16 protein-coding genes are annotated in these 18492 nt (G+C 63.2%); 15 read left to right on the top strand and 1 reads right to left on the bottom strand.

Annotation, left to right across the window (positions count from 1 at the left end; genetic code table 11):
- Positions 1–22 precede the first annotated feature (22 nt).
- On the top strand, positions 23–1177 hold the full coding sequence (locus tag C7H84_RS18025; protein ID WP_121860056.1) for an ABC transporter ATP-binding protein: 1155 nt from the start codon (positions 23–25) through the stop codon (positions 1175–1177).
- A gap of 13 nt (positions 1178–1190) precedes the next feature.
- Here the strand turns inward: C7H84_RS18025 and C7H84_RS37580 are convergent, their stop codons facing one another.
- Positions 1191–1322: a hypothetical protein gene (locus C7H84_RS37580; protein WP_276208404.1), complete on the bottom strand. Its 132-nt coding sequence runs from the start codon at positions 1320–1322 to the stop codon at positions 1191–1193.
- Here C7H84_RS37580 and C7H84_RS18020 point away from each other — a divergent pair.
- The 14 genes from C7H84_RS18020 to C7H84_RS17950 all read left to right on the top strand — a co-directional run bounded on the left by C7H84_RS18020 (position 1282) and on the right by C7H84_RS17950 (position 18352).
- A complete protein-coding gene (locus C7H84_RS18020) occupies positions 1282–2139 on the top strand; it encodes an ABC transporter permease subunit (RefSeq protein ID WP_240462046.1) in 858 nt (285 codons plus the stop codon). The genes C7H84_RS37580 and C7H84_RS18020 overlap by 41 nt on opposite strands.
- A 5-nt stretch (positions 2140–2144) precedes the next feature.
- Entirely contained in the window at positions 2145–2945 is an 801-nt protein-coding gene (locus C7H84_RS18015) for an ABC transporter permease subunit (protein WP_121860095.1), read from the top strand.
- A gap of 322 nt (positions 2946–3267) precedes the next feature.
- Positions 3268–4041: an IclR family transcriptional regulator gene (locus C7H84_RS18010; protein WP_162999303.1), complete on the top strand. Its 774-nt coding sequence runs from the start codon at positions 3268–3270 to the stop codon at positions 4039–4041.
- A 120-nt stretch (positions 4042–4161) separates the two neighbouring features.
- The gene (locus C7H84_RS18005; protein WP_240462044.1) at positions 4162–4857 is read left to right on the top strand and encodes an AroM family protein; all 696 of its coding nucleotides are present in this window, start codon (positions 4162–4164) and stop codon (positions 4855–4857) included.
- 74 nt (positions 4858–4931) lie between these two features.
- Positions 4932–5666, top strand: coding sequence for a dipeptidase PepE (gene pepE, locus C7H84_RS18000; RefSeq protein ID WP_240462045.1), 735 nt, complete (start codon positions 4932–4934; stop codon positions 5664–5666).
- 140 nt (positions 5667–5806) lie between these two features.
- Positions 5807–7432: an OPT/YSL family transporter gene (locus C7H84_RS17995; protein WP_205611438.1), complete on the top strand. Its 1626-nt coding sequence runs from the start codon at positions 5807–5809 to the stop codon at positions 7430–7432.
- Positions 7433–7479: 47 nt separating this feature from the next.
- Positions 7480–8421, top strand: a complete 942-nt coding sequence (locus C7H84_RS17990) for a DUF1177 domain-containing protein (protein WP_121860050.1) — start codon at positions 7480–7482, stop codon at positions 8419–8421.
- Positions 8422–8614: 193 nt separating this feature from the next.
- Complete coding sequence (locus C7H84_RS17985; RefSeq protein ID WP_121860094.1) at positions 8615–9745, top strand: porin; 1131 nt, start codon at positions 8615–8617, stop codon at positions 9743–9745.
- 1116 nt (positions 9746–10861) lie between these two features.
- Positions 10862–12448, top strand: a complete 1587-nt coding sequence (locus tag C7H84_RS17975; RefSeq protein ID WP_121860048.1) for an ABC transporter substrate-binding protein — start codon at positions 10862–10864, stop codon at positions 12446–12448.
- A 79-nt stretch (positions 12449–12527) separates the two neighbouring features.
- Entirely contained in the window at positions 12528–13481 is a 954-nt protein-coding gene (locus C7H84_RS17970) for an ABC transporter permease (RefSeq protein ID WP_121860047.1), read from the top strand.
- Between the two features lie 30 nt (positions 13482–13511).
- Positions 13512–14465, top strand: a complete 954-nt coding sequence (locus C7H84_RS17965) for an ABC transporter permease (protein WP_121860046.1) — start codon at positions 13512–13514, stop codon at positions 14463–14465.
- Complete coding sequence (locus C7H84_RS17960; RefSeq protein WP_121860045.1) at positions 14465–16339, top strand: ABC transporter ATP-binding protein; 1875 nt, start codon at positions 14465–14467, stop codon at positions 16337–16339. Before C7H84_RS17965 ends, C7H84_RS17960 begins: the two co-directional genes overlap by 1 nt.
- A gap of 143 nt (positions 16340–16482) precedes the next feature.
- Positions 16483–17814, top strand: a complete 1332-nt coding sequence (locus tag C7H84_RS17955) for an FAD-dependent oxidoreductase (protein WP_121860044.1) — start codon at positions 16483–16485, stop codon at positions 17812–17814.
- 82 nt (positions 17815–17896) lie between these two features.
- Positions 17897–18352 (top strand): AraC family transcriptional regulator, encoded by a 456-nt coding sequence (locus C7H84_RS17950; RefSeq protein WP_205611437.1) that lies wholly within the window; start codon positions 17897–17899, stop codon positions 18350–18352.
- Positions 18353–18492: the final 140 nt, after the last annotated feature.

The raw sequence follows: 18492 nt of genomic DNA, 5'->3' as shown, positions 1-18492 counted from the left end.
TTTTCAGGCAAGCGAGCAATCCATGAATCTCACCGATGCCTCACCGCTGTTGCAGCGGCCGGCCACCCCAAGCGACCCGGCGCGCAGCGACGCCGGTTTCGTCCGCATCGAGAAGCTGGTCAAGAAGTTCGGCGATGCGGTTGCTGTTCACGAGGTCGACCTCCGCGTCGGCAAGGGCGAACTTTTCGCGCTGCTGGGCAGTTCCGGATGCGGAAAGTCGACGTTGCTGCGCATGCTGGCCGGCTTCGAGACACCGACTTCCGGCCGCATTCTCATCGATGGCACGGATATCACGGAATGCCCACCCTATCGACGGCCGGTCAACATGATGTTTCAGTCGTATGCGCTGTTTCCGCATCTGAGCGTCGCGCAGAACGTCGCATTCGGTCTGAAATGGGAAAAGATGACACGGCCTGCCCGCAGGGAGCGCGTCATGCAGATGCTCGAACTGGTGCAGATGGCCTCGTTCGCGAACCGGCGGCCCGATCAGCTTTCTGGCGGGCAGCAACAGCGTGTCGCGCTTGCGCGGTCGCTGGCGAAGCAGCCGAAGCTCCTGCTTCTCGATGAACCGATGTCAGCGCTGGATCGGCAAATTCGCCAGCAGACCCAGCTGGAACTCGTGAAAATCATCGAGAAGGTCGGCGTGACCTGCATCATGGTGACGCACGATCAGGAGGAGGCCATGGCCATGGCCGATCGCCTCGCGATCATGAGCGCCGGCAACATCGTGCAGACGGGAACGCCTCGCGATGTCTACGAATTTCCGAACTGCCGATTCACGGCGAGTTTCATCGGTACGACCAACATTCTGGAGGGAACCGTGCACGAGAGCAGTCCGGATCATACGGTGATCCGCTGCGAGCAACTCGAATCCGAGATATACGTCGGCCATGGCATCACGGGGTCGCCTGGCATGGCGGTCGCCGTTTCGGTCCGGCCGACCCGGGTCAGGGTCTCGCGCCGCCGGATTGCCGGTGAGCGCAACTGCGCTGTCGGCACGGTCGTCGACACGGTATACATGGGCGATTATTCGAGCTTCCACGTCGCGCTTCCGGGCGGCAGGACGTTGCTGTCGTATGTGCCGGTCGCTGGCGTGACGAGCGAACATCCGCCCGTCACGGGAGAAGAGGTCTCCGTGTGCTGGGATGCAGACGACGTGATGGTGCTGACGGCATGAATACTTTCCGCATTCAGTTGATGCAGCGCCGCCGGTTGCCGGCCGTGCTGCGACGCATACCGACATGGTTCGGATCGATTGCGCCGAGCCGGCGCAGCCTCGCGATCGCCGTTCCGTCGGCCTGGCTCGCGCTGGTGCTTGCCATTCCGTTTCTGCTGGTCCTCAAGATCAGTTTTTCGGACGTTGCGCTTCGAAGTCCACCCTATACGGATACGGTCGTCGTGTCGGATTCGCTGATCCGCATCGTGCTGAGCCTGCAGCATTACGTCAACGTGTTGACCGACAGTCTCTATGTGTCGACCTACCTCAGTTCGCTGAAGATCGCGGCGATCTCGACCGTGCTGTGTCTCGTGCTCGGCTTTCCGTTCGCGTACTGCATATCGCGGGCGGCGCCGGCACGCAGGAATGTCCTGTTGCTCGGCGTGATGCTGCCGTTCTGGACGTCGTTTTTGCTGCGAGTCTATGCGTGGGGCGGCATTCTCAAGGACGACGGCATACTCAACCGCGCACTGATGGCAGCCGGCCTGATCGCGTCGCCGCTGCGGCTCTATCACACCGATATCGGCGTCTATATCGGGATGGTGTACTCGTACCTGCCGTTCATGGTCATGCCGTTGTGCGCGCATCTGATGAAGATGGACGTGCGCCTGCTCGAGGCGGCCTACGATCTCGGCGCCGGGCCGGTCGAGGCGTTCTTTCGCGTGACCATTCCGCTCGCGCGAAACGGCATCTTCGCCGGTAGCCTGCTGGTGTTCATTCCGTCGGTCGGCGAATACGTGATTCCCGAATTGCTCGGCGGATCCGACACGCTGATGATCGGGCGGCTGATGTGGGACGAGTTTTTCAACAACATGGACTGGCCGGCGGCGGCGGCCATCACCATTGCAATGATGGTGATGCTGCTCGTGCCGATCGCCGCATTTCAGCATTACCAGAACCGCGAGCGTGGAGGCACGGCGTGAAGAACATGACTGGCAAGGCGAGCGTGCTCGTGCTCGTTCTCGGATTTGCATTCCTGTACTTTCCGATCGCGAGCGTGATCGCTTACTCGTTCAACGATTCGAAGCTGGCCAGCGTGTGGTCCCACGCATCGCTGCGATGGTATGCCGAGCTGACGCGCGACGACGAACTGCTGCACGCGGCCGGTCTTTCGCTGAAGATCGCGTTTTGCACCGCATGCCTGTCGGCTCTGATCGGCACATGGGCGGGCTTCATTCTCGCGCGCTTCAATCGCTTTCGCGGGCGGTCCGCGTTTTCGCTGCTGATCAATGCGCCGCTCGTCATTCCGGAAGTGGTGCTCGGCATCGCGTTGCTGCTGCTGTTCGTCGCGCTCGAGCAGTGCCTCGGCTGGCCGTCCGGGCGCGGCTGGATGACGATGGCGATCGGACATACGGTGCTGTGCGTGTCGTACGTCGCGGTCATCGTTCAGTCGCGCGTGAGGGAGCTGAACATCGCCATCGAGGAGGCCGCGCTCGATCTCGGCGCCGGTCCGGTCGCGGCGTTCTTTCACGTGACGCTTCCGGCGATCTTTCAGGCAATCGTGTCCGGGTGGTTGCTGTCGTTCACGATTTCGCTCGACGACCTCATCTTGTCGGCATTTCTCTCCGGACCGGGCTCGACCACGCTGCCGCTGGTGGTGTTTTCCCGGGTACGACTGGGAATGAATCCGGAGATGAACGCGTTGGCTACGGTGATGATAGGGGGCGTATCGCTGATCGTGCTGGCTGCGAGCAGCCTTAAACGCAGGCAGATTCGGTTTGCGCGGTAAAGGCGAGAGCGGTTGATCCCGAAAGCCGATCGTTGCAATTGCTTCGCACGCGCGAACCCGCCGCTGTTTGCGGCGGCTTCGGTGTGGCAGTCATAGCATCGGACATCGCTTGGACGCGGATGTGCGACTTGCAGTTGGCGTCATCCGCAAAACTACGTCGGCGCCGGGTGCGACGACCGCCTCCCCGGATTCCACAAGGCACGCCTGAAAACAGGAGCGGATCACGGGCATGCCGTCCGGGAAATTCCTACTAGTTGTCTAGGGAAGTCCCCGTCATTATGTTTCTTATTGTGGAATGTAGTTCCGAAATATGGAACCAAAGATGGGCTCTCTCGAAAACACCAGCGCGATTTTTCAGCTTCTGACGCGTCTGCGGCGCGCCGTGACGGTCAGTGACGTCGTTCAGTACCTCGACATGCCGAAAAGCTCGGCGTCGCGCGTCCTGAAGCAAATGGCGGAGCAGAGGCTTCTCGAACGCGATTCCGTGACGCTCGCCTACGGTCCGGCGCTTATGCTGCTCGAACTCGCGCATATGGTCAGGGCATCGACGCCATTACTCAGCATGATGGACAAGGCGCTGAGCGGATTGTGCGAGCAGACCGGGCATACCGGGTACATCTCGGTTCTCGACGAACAGGAAGTCGTCGTGCTTCGCGTTCATCCGGGCATTCACCCTTTGCGGTTCGTCACGTTTCCTGGGCAACGCGGGCCCGCGTGGGCAGGTTCGACCGGCCGCGCGCTGCTGGCGCGCGAGACCGACGAATCCATCGCGCGCCGGTTCGCCGCCGGATTGCCGCCGGCCTCGTCGGCTGCGCCGGATACGGTCGCCGAACTCTTGCGGCGGGTCGCGGAAACGCGCCGCACAGGCTTTTCGGTCGCGCTCGACGAATCGTTGTCCGGGATAGGAGCGGTGGGATGCGCGGTCGGTGATCCTTCCAGCGGCGAGTCGCTGGCATTCAGCTTGGCGTTTCCGCTCACGATGAGCGCGCCATCCGAGATCGAACGCCTCGCCGCGATGACGCGGGAGCAGGCATCCCAGTTGGGCCGCACTGTCGGAGATCCGTTCTGGTCACCAGGATCGGATCCGATTGCTTAGACGTGGCCACTTCAAACCCCATGGGCGCTGACGGCATGTGCCGGTTCCACGCCACGGACGGTTATCGTTGCCTCGTCGAGCTGTACGGCGCGCTCGAACGAATCCGGCAGCGAGGTTCGCTTGATTGAGGCACAAATGGGTAATCGGATGCTTGCGACGCTGACGATCGGCCAAGCGCCGCGAAAAAATATCGCGTCAGTCGTCGAGGCAGCCATGCCACGCGGCGTGAAGTGCGTCCATGCAGGGGTTCTGGACGGGCTGACGAGAGATGAAATGGAGGTGCGCTTCGCACCGTGCGGGAACGGGCGGAAGCTGGTTACACGCGTAGCCGACGGTACGACCGTGGTCCTCGACAAGGAGGCTGTCGGCAACGCGCTGCAGGAAAAGATCGTGTGGCTCGAAGCGCAAGGATGCGAGGCAATACTGTTGCTGTGCACGGGCGAATTTGATGGGCTCTCGTGCAAGGGGGCGCGCCTGTTCGAACCCGACAAGATGGTTCCGGCGATCATCGGCGCGCTGGCGCGATCCGAGAGAGTCGGGGTCGTCATGCCGCTTCTGGAGCAGATCGAAACAGAAGTGGCGAAGTGGCAAATTTTGTCGACGCCGGCCTTGTACGCAGCAGCATCACCCTATTCCGACGACATCGGGAAATTGTCAATCGCCGCGCGCACGTTACGTGAACGCGGCGCGCAGATTCTCGTGCTTGATTGCATGGGATACGAACAGCGTCATCGTGCGCGTGCAGCGCGAGAGGCGGGATGCCCGGTGATTCTATCGAATACGCTGGTGGCCAAATGCGTCGCCGAAATGTTGTGAGTAAGAACGTCGTTCGTGCATTTCCTGGAACGATGTTCGAACGGAGGAGCGTTAAATTGAAGCATCTTTTGTTAATGAGCAGTTCGCGCAAGGGCGCGCTTGGGTATCTCGAGCCAGCACGCGAGCAGATTGACCTGCTGCTGAGTGGGCGAGCGAAACGCGTTCTGTTTGTACCTTACGCAGGCGGCATTACGTCCACCTACGACGATTATGAACAAATGGTACGGCCCGTTTTCGAACAATGGGGCTTCGAACTCGAGTCGATTCATCGTAAGGACCCGCTCCAGGCAGTTTCCGGGGCGGAGGCAATTGCGATCGGCGGTGGCAACACCTTCGCGCTGCTCAAGCGCCTGTACGACGAACGCATCGTCGATGCCATCCGAGAGCGTGTGAACGACGGCGTGCCGTACATCGGCTGGAGTGCCGGATGCAATGTCGCCTGTCCAACGATCCGCACGACCAACGACATGCCGATTGTCCAGCCGCCGACCTTGCGTGCACTCGGATTGATCCATTTTCAGATCAATCCGCATTTCATCAGCGGGAAGGTTGCGGGGCACAACGGCGAAAGCCGGGAGGAGCGCATCTCCGAGTTTCTCGCGATCAATCCCCAGGAGCACGTCGTTGCATTGCCCGAAGGAGCCGCACTGCTCGTCGACGGTGCCGCGGGTATGGTGCTAGGCGATCAGGACGCGCTGCATTTCATCGATCAGCGAAGAGTCGCCGGCCTGCCCGCGAATGAGATATTCAATCTCGCTGACATCAAGGGGCCAGTGATCGCCGGAAGCTGGCCGATCTCGAGGAGATGATCGACGGAGCTGGATGTCGGTATTTTCGAGAAATTATTTTGTAGTTTTAATGTTATGCATAACGAAATATATATCGGGAAATAGTTGCTTTATGAAGCGGCGTTCCTGAGAAATTTGCACTTCACTTTGGGAAGTTCATCATGGAAACAACCACAATCGATAACGTACCGGATGATGGGGAAAAGAAAATGCGACATCCTTCGGCCTTGTCGCCAGCAACGCTGGCTTTGATTGCAGTTTTAAGTGTATTTGGTGCTGTTATCGGTATGGAGTTGCTGGTAAAGGTCGGCGTCACACCGGTCACGTCGATCATCGGTGCGCTTGTTGCGATGATCTGCGCTCGCATCCCGTTGCAGATGTTCTCGAGCTACAAGTCGATCCACGTCCAGAACCTTGCACAGAGCGCCATTTCTTCAGCCACCTTTGGCGCGGCCAACAGTCTGTTGCTGCCAATTGCCATTCCGTTCGTGATGGGGCGGACTGATCTCGTTGTTCCGATGTTCTTTGGCGTTGCGCTCGCCATGCTGCTGGACGGGTACATGCTTTACCGAATGTTCGGTACCAAGATTTTCCCGGAGACCGGTGCATGGCCGCTTGGCATTGCCGCGGCCGAAGCGATCAAGGCTGGCGATCCGGACAGCAAGCAGGCGCGCTGGTTGGGTGCCGGGTTGGGGGTGGGACTGCTCGGCTCGTGGCTGGGAATCCCGATGTCGGTTTTCGGCACTGCCTTCATTGGCAACATCTGGGCGCTCGCCATGCTGGGCGTCGGCTTTCTGGTCGGCGGATACTCGCAGACACTCTTTGGATTGGAGATCGGCAAGGCATATATCCCGCATGGCATCATGATCGGAGCGGGCCTCGTTGCGTTGCTTCAGGTGTTCTGGCTGGTGATCCGTGACAAGAAGCCCCAACCCGCCGCGCGCGAAGCGAGTTCCCATGCTTCCGCCGGTTCCGTCCCAAGCTTTCGCAGCGCCATCGAATTTGGTGGCATCGCTTACGTTGGTCTTGCGGGGCTTATCTCGTTGGGAAGCGGCCTCTATGCTGGCATGTCGCCCGGCATGCTGGTTGCATTCATCGCGTATGCCGCTTTTGCGGCCTTCGTTCATGAATTGATCGTGGGTATCGCAGCCATGCACTCCGGCTGGTTTCCTGCTTTTGCCGTCGCGCTGATTACGTTGCTCGTGGGCATGCTGATCGGATTTCCGCCGGTCGCGCTCGTCGTACTCTGCGGCTTTTCTGCGGCAACCGGTCCCGCGTTCGCAGACATGGGCTTCGATCTGAAAGCCGGATTCGTGCTGCGTGGTGAGGGCAAAGATCCTGCTTTCGAATTCGCGGGGCGGCGTCAGCAGCTGCTGGCCGCCATGATTGCATTCGTGATTGCAATTCCTGTCGCCTACGTTGCTCACTTCACCTTCTTTGCGCACGGTCAGGTGCCGCCCGTTGCCAAGGTCTATGTCGCCACGATCAAGGCCGGGATTGCGCCCACTGTCATGCACGCGTTGATTCTCTGGTCGTTTGTCGGTGCGGCTCTTCAATTGCTGGGCGGCCCGAAACGGCAGTTGGGTGTGCTGTTTGCCACGGGTCTGCTGATCGCCTACCCGGCGGCCGGCTGGGCGGTACTGGCCGGACTTGCGGTACGGATCGTCATTGAGCGGAAAGCCAGCGCGGAGACACAGAAACGGATGGAAGTCTTTGCGGCGGGCATGATCGCGGGCGATGCACTCTACAGCTTTGGCGAGTCTCTGATTGCGAGCCGTGCAGGCTGAGTCATTGAAGCAAAAGCCTTAAACGAAACTTGAATGGAAGAAGTTCGATGAGTCTCACCCAAACCCTGGAAGTTTTTGAAGCATTGGACAGCGGTTACGCGTCGGGCCAAACGGTTATTGACCTGTTCGAGCCGTATTGCGGCCACGGCGTCACCGTGGAGGTCTCGAAATTTACCGGTGACAAAGGGTCAACCGACTTCGTCAAGATCACCATCCCGGGAAAATGCGGAAAGCGCAAAGGCGGAACCACGCCAAGTCTGGGCATCGTGGGTCGCCTGGGCGGAATTGGTGCGCGTCCGTCCCGCATCGGGCTGGTGTCCGATGCCGACGGAGCGATCGCTGCGGTTGCGTCGGCACTCAAGCTTGCCCAGATGTGCCGGCATGACGATTCTCTCGATGGCGACGTTTTCATTACCACGCACATTTGCCCCGATGCGCCGACGCTGCCCCGCGAACCTGTGGATTTTATGGATTCGCCGGTTCCCCCGGAAGCGTTCAATGTCCATGAAGTGTGGTCAGAGATGGACGCAGTGCTGTCGGTCGATACGACGAAGGGAAATCGCATCATCAATCATAAAGGTTATGCGATTTCGCCCACGGTGAAGGACGGATACATCCTGCGCGTATCGGAAGATCTGCTGCGGATTATGGAAATCACGAGCGGACGACCGGCCGTGACGTTTCCGATAACGACGCAGGACATTACACCGTACGGCAATGGCGTGTATCACCTCAACAGCATTCTGCAGCCTTCGATCGCCACGAGTGCGCCGGTCGTCGGCGTCGCGATTACCACTGAAAGTATGGTCCCGGGGTGCGGGACTGGAGCAAGTCACGAAACAGACATCGCTCTGACTGTCAAGTTTATCGTTGAAGTGGCCAAGGAGTTTGGTCGGGGAAAATGCCGTTTTTACGATGCCGCTGAGTATTCCCGGCTCGTCGAACTGTACGGATCCCTTGCGCATCTGAAAATTCTGAACGACGCGTAACGCACTGGATATTGGCGGCGGGAAGAGCGCTGGTCTGAACACAATAGCGGCGTAGGCGTCGGCGTGGGATGTGGGGGAGAACAAATGTAGATTTGAGTAATGTAATAAGTACTACATATTGATATACAAATTAAGAACGGATCTATCGGATGTGGAGAGACTGCTCCTGAGCAGGTGATCGAAAGGGATGAGGATGATGAAGAAGCATGCAATCGCTGGCGCTGTCTGCGCGCTGGTAAGCGTACCGGTGTTCGCGCAGAGTTCGGTAACGATCTATGGCATCCTGGATGCCGGGCTGACGTACGTCAGTAACACCGGGGGCTCACACGCCTATTTGTTCGACGATGGAGTGTCGTACGCCAATCGCCTGGGGTTCAAGGGCACTGAAGATCTCGGAGGAGGCAACAAGGCCGTGTTCAGGCTCGAAAATGGTTTCGGGCTTGGCACGGGCAAGCTTCACCAGGGCGGTGCGCTGTTCGGGCGCGCCGCATATGTCGGACTGAGTAATGATATTGGTACGCTGACGCTTGGAAACCAACGGGATTTCGCTTTTGACTTCACGTCGAATTACAACGTCAGCGCGTTCGCCAATGGTTATGGCGTGCACCAGGGCGACTTCGACCGTCAGGGCGGCGACAATATGAACAATTCAGTCAAGTTTGTGAGCAATGACTTTCACGGACTCGTGGTCGGAGGTATGTATTCCTTCAGCAACACCGCTGGCAACTTTCGGGACGGCAGTGCATGGAGCGTGGGCGCGACCTACACGGCAGGTGATTTTTCAGCAGGAGGCAATTACACGCATCTGAACTCGCCCCGAGGTATTTCTGGTCTTGATCCTTATGCCCAAATCGGTGTCAAAACAATGCTCGGGAAGCCGGTCGCGACGGTCGATCCGGCGACCGGTGCAGTCACGAGCCTGTACTCAAGCACGCCGTTCAAGGTCGATTCACAGTCAATTTTCGGGATCGGCGCCCAATATGCCTTGGGTAGCCTCACGGTCAAGGGCGACTTCAGTGACACTGTTTTTAAAGGCAACGGTAACGCGTCATCGATGCTGGTCTACGAAGGCGGCGGAATTTATCAGGTCACCGCACCGCTTTCTCTCATAGCGGGTTATCAGTACACGACGTTTGAAAGCCATCACTGGCATCAGGTGTCGGCTGGGGCGCACTACTTGTTGTCGAAGGCAACCGATATTTACGCCGGCGTGGATTGGGTTCGCGGGTCCGAGGGTGTCGATGCCGTTATCGGCTACAGTTTCACGCCTTCGTCAGGGCGCACGCAAACAGCGGCGCGTGTTGGTTTGCGCCACAATTTCTGAGCTCACCGAGAGACCTGCAAGGATCGAGTGGCGCGAGTCCACTCGATGGACACATGGAGCGTTACGTCGCAAACGGGCCATGTGCAGGTCGCAGCGGAGCGGACAACGGGTCAATGGCTCGAAGATGTCTACGAAAGGCTGGTCGGTCCAGGCAGAGACCGTTTCATGGCTCAGGCACAATCAAGTGCCCGGTTTTCGCCAGAGGTAGCGCATCTCCTGCAACGCCAGTACTGGCAGGCATCGACCCAATCATCCGGTTCAGGCGACCGGCGCCAGCGGGCGCGCGGCGTGCCGTCCGACAGGAGGCAGACGTGATGGAGCAGGTATCAATCGAGCGCCCGCGGATCGACCGGGCCACGCGCGAGCGGCCAGCGCGGCGGCGCGGGCAAGGCAGGCCACGCGGAGGGCATCGCGATGGGCCTGTTGATGCTCGGCGTCCCTTTGCCATCGGGGCATTGCGGCCGATATTGGATTGCCGCTGAGCCCAATATGGGTAGGATTGTGGGTGGGAGGCTATCTGCAACTGCGGAGTCTGACCTGGCGGGCCTCCGCGAGCGATGGTTGTAGTCGGCTGCCTTCCGCCCATCGTCCGACCTTCATGCAAAGCCGCACCGACCACGCGGCAATCTTCTGAGCTTTCCTGCACGGCGTGCCGCCCCGACCGGCACCCACCAGCGCATCCGCGCCCGTCCTCCACCCCCGAAATACCGCGCGTTTCCGCCGCGATCCACACACGCGCACGCATTCGACACAAACGTGCGGTTTGCGCGAGCCAAACGCGCGCCGGATGCCGAACGGGCAATTTTGTCGACGCAATCTGCGGCGGTCGCGGCTTTACGATTTCCTTCATCGGCGCGGCTTGCGCGAGCGCCGCGACACGGCGACGGGCGAACGGCGACACGTGCGCGCACGCAGCAATTCATGCTGCGCGGGCGGCTCAAAACGGTCGATTCGTATCGTGCGGGCGGCCCGAATCGCGACAAACCGCATTTTGGCGGTGCTTAAATGAATTGCTTGCGCACGACGTTGCGCCCGCCACCAGCAAGCGGGCGCGGCGGGATTCGAGAACCACGCTGGACCCCAGGACCCCACTTTCCACAGTCAGGAGCAGTTCGGATGAACGACGATATCGACAACGGCGGCGGCAACGGCGGCTTCACGCGCCGCGACATGATGAAGGTCATGGCGGCGAGCGGCATGATGGCCGCCGGCGCCGGCGGACTGCTGATGACCCCCGGCTCCGCATTCGCGGCGCCCGCGGCGAAACGCGGCGGCAAGATCCGGGTCGCGAACGAATCGAGTTCGACGGCCGATACGCTCGATCCGGCCAAGGGCTCGACGGGCGCCGACTACACCCGCTTCTTCATGTTCTACAGCGGCCTCACGCAGCTGGATGAAAGCCTCACGCCGCAGATGAACCTCGCCGAGTCGCTGCACACGACCGACGCGAAGACCTGGGTCATCAAGCTGCGCAAGGGCGTCACGTTCCACGACGGCAAGCCGGTCGGCCCGGCCGACGTGGTGTATTCGCTGATGCGCCACAAGAACGCGGCCACCGCGTCGAAGGTCAAGCCGCTCGCGGACCAGTTCGCCGACGTGAAGGCAAGCGGCCCCGACGAAGTCACGCTGACGCTCGCGAGCGCGAACGCGGACCTGCCGGTGATCCTCGCGACGCCGCAGCTCGTGATCGTCAAGGACGGCACGACGGACTTCAGCACCGGCATCGGCTGCGGCCCGTACAAGCTGAAATCGTTCAAGCCGGGCGTGTCGACCGTCGGCGTGCGCAACGACAGCTACTTCAAGCCGGGCATGCCGTATCTCGACGAGATCGAGCTGATCGGCATCAGCGACAGCGCCGCGCGCCTGAACGCGCTGCTGTCCGGCGACGTGCACCTTATCAACGCGATCGATCCGCGCTCGACGCAGCGCGTCGCGTCCACGCCGGGTTATGCGCTGAAGGAAACCAAGTCGGGACTCTATACCGACCTGATCGTGCGCAGCGAAAACCCGATCACCGCGAACCCCGATTTCGTCGAAGGGATGAAGTACCTGTTCGATCGCGAGCAGATCCGCTCGGCGGTGTTCCGCGGCTATGCGGTGATCGGCAACGATCAGCCGATTCCGCCGGGGCATCGCTACTTCAACGCGTCGCTGCCGCAGCGGGCGCACGATCCGGACAAGGCGAAGTTCCTGTTCCAGAAGGCCGGTGCGCTCGGCGCCGCGCTGCCGCCGATCTATGCGACGTCCGACGCGAACGGTTCGATCGAGATGGCCGTGTTGATGCAGCAGGCCGGCCAGAAGATCGGGCTGAACCTGCAGGTGAACCGCGTGTCGCCGGACGGTTACTGGTCGAACCACTGGATGAAGCATCCGCTCGGCTTCGGCAACATCAACCCGCGCTCCAGCGCCGACGTGCTGTTCACGCAGTTCTTCAAGTCGGATGCGCCGTGGAACGAGTCGGGCTGGAAGAATCCGAAGTTCGACCAGCTGCTGCTCTCGGCACGCTCGGAAACCGACGATGCGAAGCGCAAGCAGATGTACGGCGAGATGCAGGCGATCGTCGCGCAGCAGGGCAGGGTCGGGATTCCCGCGTTCATCAGCTTCCTCGACGGCTACGACAAGCGGCTCGCCGGCCTCGGTTCGATCCCGACCGGCGGGATGATGGGCTTCATGTTTGCCGAGCACGTGTGGTGGAACGCCTGACGTCGTGGCTGGCGGCCGCCATGCGGCCGGTGCGGGCCACCGCGCCGGCCACGTGCGGCCTTTTCGGGAGTGTCGCTTCATGAACCGAATTCTCATCGGCCTGATCGGCCGGCGCATCGCGGTCACCGCGCTGACGCTGCTGATCGTGTCCGCGATCATCTTCACGATCACGAACCTGCTGCCGGGCGACGCCGCGCAGGCCGCGCTCGGCCAGTCGGCGACCCCGGAGACGATCGCCGCGCTGCGTCAGCAGTTCGGCCTCGACATGCCCGCGCACGTGCGCTACATGCACTGGCTCACCGGCCTGTTGCACGGTGATTTCGGCCGTTCGCTGTCCGGCGACATGCCGGTGTCGGAGATGATCGGCGGGCGTTTGCCGAAATCGCTCGCGCTCGCGGCGATCACGACCGCCGTGTCGGTGCCGATCGCACTGCTGCTCGGCATCCTCGCGGCGGTCAAGCGCGAGTCGGTGGTCGACCGCGTGATCAGTCTCGGCACGCTGTCGCTGGTTGCGACGCCGGAATTCCTGATCGCGACGGTCGCCGTGCTCGTGCTCGCCGTGAAGCTGCACTGGTTGTCGGCGCTGTCGTACAGCGGCCCGATCGAAAGCCTGCACGATTTCCTGCGCGCGTATGCGATGCCGGTGCTCACGCTGTGCGCGGTCGTGATCGCGCAGATGGCGCGCATGACGCGTGCCGCGGTGATCGAGCAGCTGAGCGCGTCGTACGTCGAGATGGCCGTGCTCAAGGGCGCGAGCCCCGCGCGCGTGGTGCTGCGCCATGCGCTGCCGAACGCGATCGGGCCGATCGCGAATGCCATCGCGCTGAGCCTGTCGTATCTGCTCGGCGGCGTGATCGTCGTCGAGACGATCTTCAACTATCCGGGTCTCGCGAGCCTGATGGTCGACGCCGTCGGCAACCGCGATTTTCCGTTGGTCCAGGCGTGCACGCTGATCTTCTGCGTCGCGTATCTGACGCTCGTGCTGTTCGCCGATCTGTGCTCGATCGTGTCGAACCCGCGACTGCGCACCTGAGTGTTTCGCCTTCCTTACGAGATGCCGACCATGCACCCGTCCGATCCCGTTCAACGCAGCACGCTGCCGCCGTCCGGCGAGCCGCGCCCGCCGTGGGGCGGCTCGCCGCCTGCCGCGCCTTCCCCCGACCAGCCGCGCAAGCGCCGCGCGCCGCGCATGAAGCTGACGGCCGGCGGCCGCGTCGGCCTGTCGATGGTCGGCCTGATGCTGTTCATCGCCGCGTTCGCGCCGCTGCTCGCGCCGCACGACGTCGGCACGATCGTCACGTCGGACGTGTTCGCGCCGTTCAGCGCGAAGCTGCCGTTCGGCTCGGACTTCCTCGGCCGCGACATGCTGAGCCGGATCCTGTACGGCACGCGGCTCACCGTGCTGCTCGCGCTCGCGGCGGTGCTGCTCGCCGCGCTGACCGGCACGACGCTCGGGCTGCTCGCCACCGTGTCCGGTCGCGCGGTCGACGAGACGATGAGCCGGCTGCTCGATGCGCTCACGTCCATTCCGTCGAAGATGTTCGCGCTGATGTTCGTCGCCGCGTTCGGTTCGTCGCTGCCGCTGCTGATTCTCACCGCCGCGGTCAGCTACATGCCGGGCTCGTACCGGATCGCGCGTGCGCTCGCCGTCAACATCAGCACGCTCGAATTCGTGCAGGTCGCGAAGGCGCGCGGCGAGAGCGCGTTGTACATCGCGTGCGTCGAGATGCTGCCCAACATGATCCATCCGATGCTTGCCGACACGGGGCTGCGCTTCACGTTCGTCGTGCTGCTGCTGAGCGGCCTGAGTTTCCTCGGTCTCGGCGTGCAGCCGCCGTATGCGGACCTCGGCTCGCTGGTGCGCGAGAACATCGCGAGCCTCGGCGACGGCTCGGCCGTCGCGATCATGCCCGCGGTCGCGATCGCGATCCTGACGGTGGGCGTCAACCTGATGATCGACGGTCTGCCGCATCGCGGCCGCCGCAAGGGCGCGGCTGCTGCCGCCGGAGAACACTGATGCGAGATCAAGCGACTCCGCTCGTCGAGGTGCGCGGGCTGCGCGTCGTCGGCGGCCGCCCGGGCGGCGCGGAAACGACGATCGTCCACGACGTCGACTTCGAGATCGGGCGCGGCGAGGTGCTCGCGCTGATCGGCGAATCGGGCTCGGGCAAGACCACGATCGCGCTGGCGATGATGGGCCATGCGCGCAGCGGATGCCGGATCGCCGGCGGCTCGGTGAAGCTCGACGGCACCGACGTGTGCGCGCTTTCCGCAGCCGCGCTGGCCGCGCTGCGCGGCCGCAAGGTCGCGTATATCGCGCAGAGCGCGGCCGCCGCGTTCAATCCGTCGCGCACGATCCTCGACCAGGTAATCGAGAGCGCGCTGATCCACAAGACGATGTCGAAGCGCGATGCGCAGGCGAAGGCGATCGAGCTGTTTCGCGCGCTCGCGCTGCCGGAGCCGGAGACGATCGGCAAGCGCTATCCGCACCAGGTGTCGGGCGGACAGCTGCAGCGGCTGATGGCCGCGATGGCGCTGATCACCGATCCGGAACTCGTGATCCTCGACGAGCCGACCACCGCGCTCGACGTGACCACGCAGATCGACGTGCTGCAGGCGTTCAAGAGCGTGATCCGGCGCTGCGGGATGAGCGCGGTGTACGTGTCGCACGACCTGGCCGTGGTCGCGCAGATGGCCGACCGGATCGTCGTGCTGAGCGACGGCGTGATCCGCGAGGCGGGCGACACCGAACAGATCCTGCATGCGCCGGCGCATCCGTACACGCAGAGCCTGATCGCGGCGGTCACGCCGAACGATGCGCAACGCGACGCGCAACCGGCGCCGACCGAACCGGCGCCGTTGCTCGACGTACGCGGTGCGATCGCCGGCTACGGCGGCCGCAGCGCGAAGGGCTTGCCCGCGAAGCTGATCCTGCACGAAGTCGACCTGCGCATCGGGCGCGGACAGACGGTCGGCGTGATCGGCGAATCGGGCTCCGGCAAGACGACGCTCGCGAAGGTGATCGCGGGCCTCGTGCCGGCGACGGCCGGGCAGATCCTGCTCGACGGCGAGCCGCTCGCGCTCGATATCGGCAAGCGCACGAAGGAGCAGCACCGCCGCGTGCAGATCGTGTTCCAGAACGCCGATACCGCGCTCAACCCGGTGCATACCGTCGAGCGCACGCTCGCGCGGCCGCTGGCGTTCTATCACGGGATCAAGGGTGCGCGTGCGCGGCAGCGCGTCGCCGAGCTGCTCGAACTCGTGCGGCTGCCGCAGGCGGTCGCCGCGCGGCGCACCGGTGAGTTGTCCGGCGGGCAGAAGCAGCGCGTGAATCTCGCGCGGGCGCTGGCCGCCGAGCCCGACCTGATCCTGTGCGACGAAGTCACGTCGGCACTCGACACCGTCGTCGGCGCCGCGATCATGGATCTGCTGCGCGATCTGCAGGCGAAGCTCGGCGTGTCGTATGTGTTCATCACGCACGACATCGCGAAGGTGCGCGCGATCAGCGACGACATCGTCGTGCTGTACGCCGGCCGTCGTGTCGAAACCGGCAGCCGCGACGCGCTGTGCGCGCCGCCTTATCACCCGTATTCGCATCTGCTGGTGTCGTCGGCGCCGGAACTGCGCGCGGGCTGGCTCGACGATGCGGCCGAGCGCTGCCACCGGCCGCTGGTGCCGATCGGCGAACGCGAGAACGACGCCGAGCTGTGTCCGTTCCTGTCGCGCTGCGCGATGCGCGTGGACGGCGTGTGCAATCGCACGGCCCCGTCGCTGCGTACGCTCGGCAACGGCGCGAAGGTGCTGTGCCATCGCAGCGAGGAAGACCTCGCGCGCTTCCAGGCGGAGCCGTTGCAGGCGGGCTCAGCGCCGGTGCAGCCGGTGCGGCTGTGATGCGCGCCATCGTTCGTTCGTCACGTGCTTCTGCGTCGACGATCGGCATTGCGCATAGTGTGCCGCGCCAGTCGCACAAAACGGTGAATTGCGCGTGTGCCGCGCGCGAATACGCGGCAACTGCGCTTTTTGACGGTGATTAAATGGGTCTCACTGAACGGTCGCCGATCGTCGCGGGAATGCTCGAGAAACATTCGATGAAACTGGAATCGTACTGGCTGGATACCCGCCCCGCGTTTCGCGGGGGCTGCGAAGGCCCCGTCGAAGGGCGTGCCGACGTGGTCGTGATCGGCGGCGGCTTCACCGGGTTGTCGGCGGCGCTCGCGCTCGCGCAGCGCGGCGTGTCGGTGGTCGTGCTCGAAGCCGCGCAGGTCGCGAGCGAAGCGTCGGGCCGCAACGGCGGCCAGTGCAATACCGGCGTCGCGCAGGACTACGCGTCGCTCGCGGCGCGGATCGGTGCGGCGCAGGCGAAACAGTTCTATCTCGCCTACGAAAGCGCGGTGAAGAGCGTCGAGACGATCGTTGCCGAACACGCGATCGACTGCGACTTCCGCCGGACGGGCAAGCTGAAGCTCGCCGCGAAGCCGCAGCATTTCGCGGGGCTCGAAAAGACCTTCAACGCATTGCGCCGCGATGTCGACCCGGATATCGAACTGGTCGAGCCGTCGCGGATCCGCGATGAAATCGCGTCCGACGGTTTCTACGGCGGACTCCTGCAGCGCAACGGCGCGCAGATGCACATGGGCAAGTTCGGCGTCGGCCTTGCGCAGGCGGCCGTGCGGGCCGGCGCACGCGTGTACGAGCACGCGGCCGTCACACAGCTCGAGCGGCTCGACGGCGAGCGCCACACGATCACGTGCACGCGCGGCACGATCGTCGCCGATCGCGTGCTGGTCGCGACCGGCGCATCGCAGCACGGGCCGTTCGCGTGGTTCCGTCGGCGCATCGCGCCGGTCGGCAGCTTCATCGTCGTGACCGAGCCGCTGCCCGATGCGCAGTTGAACCGGCTGTTTCCGCAGCGCCGCGCGTACGTGACATCGCGCCAGATCGGCAACTACTTCCGCGTGACGCCCGACAACCGACTGCTGTTCGGCGGACGCGCGCGCTTCGCGATGTCGAGCCCGCGCTCCGATGCGAAGAGCGGCGACATCCTGCGTGCCGGCATGGCCGAGTATTTCCCGGAGCTGGCCAACGTGCGGCTCGATTACTGCTGGGGCGGGCTGGTCGACATTACCGCCGACCGGCTGCCGCGCGCGGGCCAGCATGACGGGCTCTATTACTCGATGGGCTACAGCGGCCACGGCGTGCAGATGTCGGTGCACATGGGGCGCGTGATGGCCGACGTGCTGTACGGCGCGGCCGCGTCGAATCCGTGGCGCGAGCTCGAGTGGCCGGCGATCCCCGGTCATTTCGGGCACGCGTGGTTCCTGCCGTTCGTCGGCGCGTATTACCGGATGCAGGATTTCCTGCACTGAAGCGCATGCCGCGAGGATTCGATATGACCGCACGATTCGTTTGCCCGCTCGCCGCGCGGGCGACTGCATGAGGACTGCCAGCATGGCTACCCTGTTTCACGATCCGATCGAACGTGCGATGCCGCGCGCTGCGCGTGTCGCTCGGCCGGTGTCGCCGGCGATCGGCGACGTGCTGCGCACGATCGACGCGTCGTTCGCGCAGCCGCTGAACCTCGACACGCTCGCGGCCGTGGCCGGCTTGAGCGTGTCGCGTTTCACCGCGCGCTTTCGCAGCGAAGTCGGATTGTCGCCGCATCGCTATCTGTGCGTCGTGCGGGTGCGGCGCGCGCAGGACCTGCTGCGCGCCGGTCAAGCACCGTCGGTTGTCGCGACCGAGGTCGGCTTCTTCGATCAGAGTCATCTGTGCCGGCATTTCCGGCGGGTGCTCGGGATCACGCCGCGCGATTACGTCGTCGCGTGGCCTGCCGGCGCGCCGGCGCGAACGTTGCCGATGCGCACGCGTGCCGAACAACGCGAAGCGGCGTGTCACGTCGCGTAGGGCCAGGCGCGCGAGCGTTATCCGGCGCTTAACGCATGCTTAATCTTCGCTTGAACGACGGTTAATCAGACGGGCGGGCCGGCGCGGCACAATCGCAAGTAAGGGCCGCCGGCGCCGAGATCGAACGGGTTTGTCGGGCG

It is taken from the genome of Burkholderia sp. Nafp2/4-1b (assembly GCF_003635165.1).
Classification (GTDB): domain Bacteria; phylum Pseudomonadota; class Gammaproteobacteria; order Burkholderiales; family Burkholderiaceae; genus Burkholderia.
Note: the sequence above shows the minus strand (reverse complement) of the source record. Positions and strands in the feature narration are given on the sequence as shown.

Coding starts and splice junctions, on each gene's coding strand:
- C7H84_RS17965 (WP_121860046.1), top strand. CDS start 13,512: ATGCACCCGTCCGATCCCGTTCAACGCAGCACGCTGCCGCCGTCCGGC.
- C7H84_RS17990 (WP_121860050.1), top strand. CDS start 7,480: ATGAGTCTCACCCAAACCCTGGAAGTTTTTGAAGCATTGGACAGCGGT.
- C7H84_RS17985 (WP_121860094.1), top strand. CDS start 8,615: ATGATGAAGAAGCATGCAATCGCTGGCGCTGTCTGCGCGCTGGTAAGC.
- C7H84_RS17970 (WP_121860047.1), top strand. CDS start 12,528: ATGAACCGAATTCTCATCGGCCTGATCGGCCGGCGCATCGCGGTCACC.
- C7H84_RS17960 (WP_121860045.1), top strand. CDS start 14,465: ATGCGAGATCAAGCGACTCCGCTCGTCGAGGTGCGCGGGCTGCGCGTC.
- C7H84_RS37580 (WP_276208404.1), bottom strand. CDS start 1,322: ATGGCAAGCACCAGCGCGAGCCAGGCCGACGGAACGGCGATCGCGAGG.
- C7H84_RS17950 (WP_205611437.1), top strand. CDS start 17,897: ATGGCTACCCTGTTTCACGATCCGATCGAACGTGCGATGCCGCGCGCT.
- C7H84_RS18025 (WP_121860056.1), top strand. CDS start 23: ATGAATCTCACCGATGCCTCACCGCTGTTGCAGCGGCCGGCCACCCCA.
- C7H84_RS17995 (WP_205611438.1), top strand. CDS start 5,807: ATGGAAACAACCACAATCGATAACGTACCGGATGATGGGGAAAAGAAA.
- pepE (WP_240462045.1), top strand. CDS start 4,932: ATGAGCAGTTCGCGCAAGGGCGCGCTTGGGTATCTCGAGCCAGCACGC.
- C7H84_RS17955 (WP_121860044.1), top strand. CDS start 16,483: ATGGGTCTCACTGAACGGTCGCCGATCGTCGCGGGAATGCTCGAGAAA.
- C7H84_RS18010 (WP_162999303.1), top strand. CDS start 3,268: ATGGGCTCTCTCGAAAACACCAGCGCGATTTTTCAGCTTCTGACGCGT.
- C7H84_RS17975 (WP_121860048.1), top strand. CDS start 10,862: ATGAACGACGATATCGACAACGGCGGCGGCAACGGCGGCTTCACGCGC.
- C7H84_RS18015 (WP_121860095.1), top strand. CDS start 2,145: ATGACTGGCAAGGCGAGCGTGCTCGTGCTCGTTCTCGGATTTGCATTC.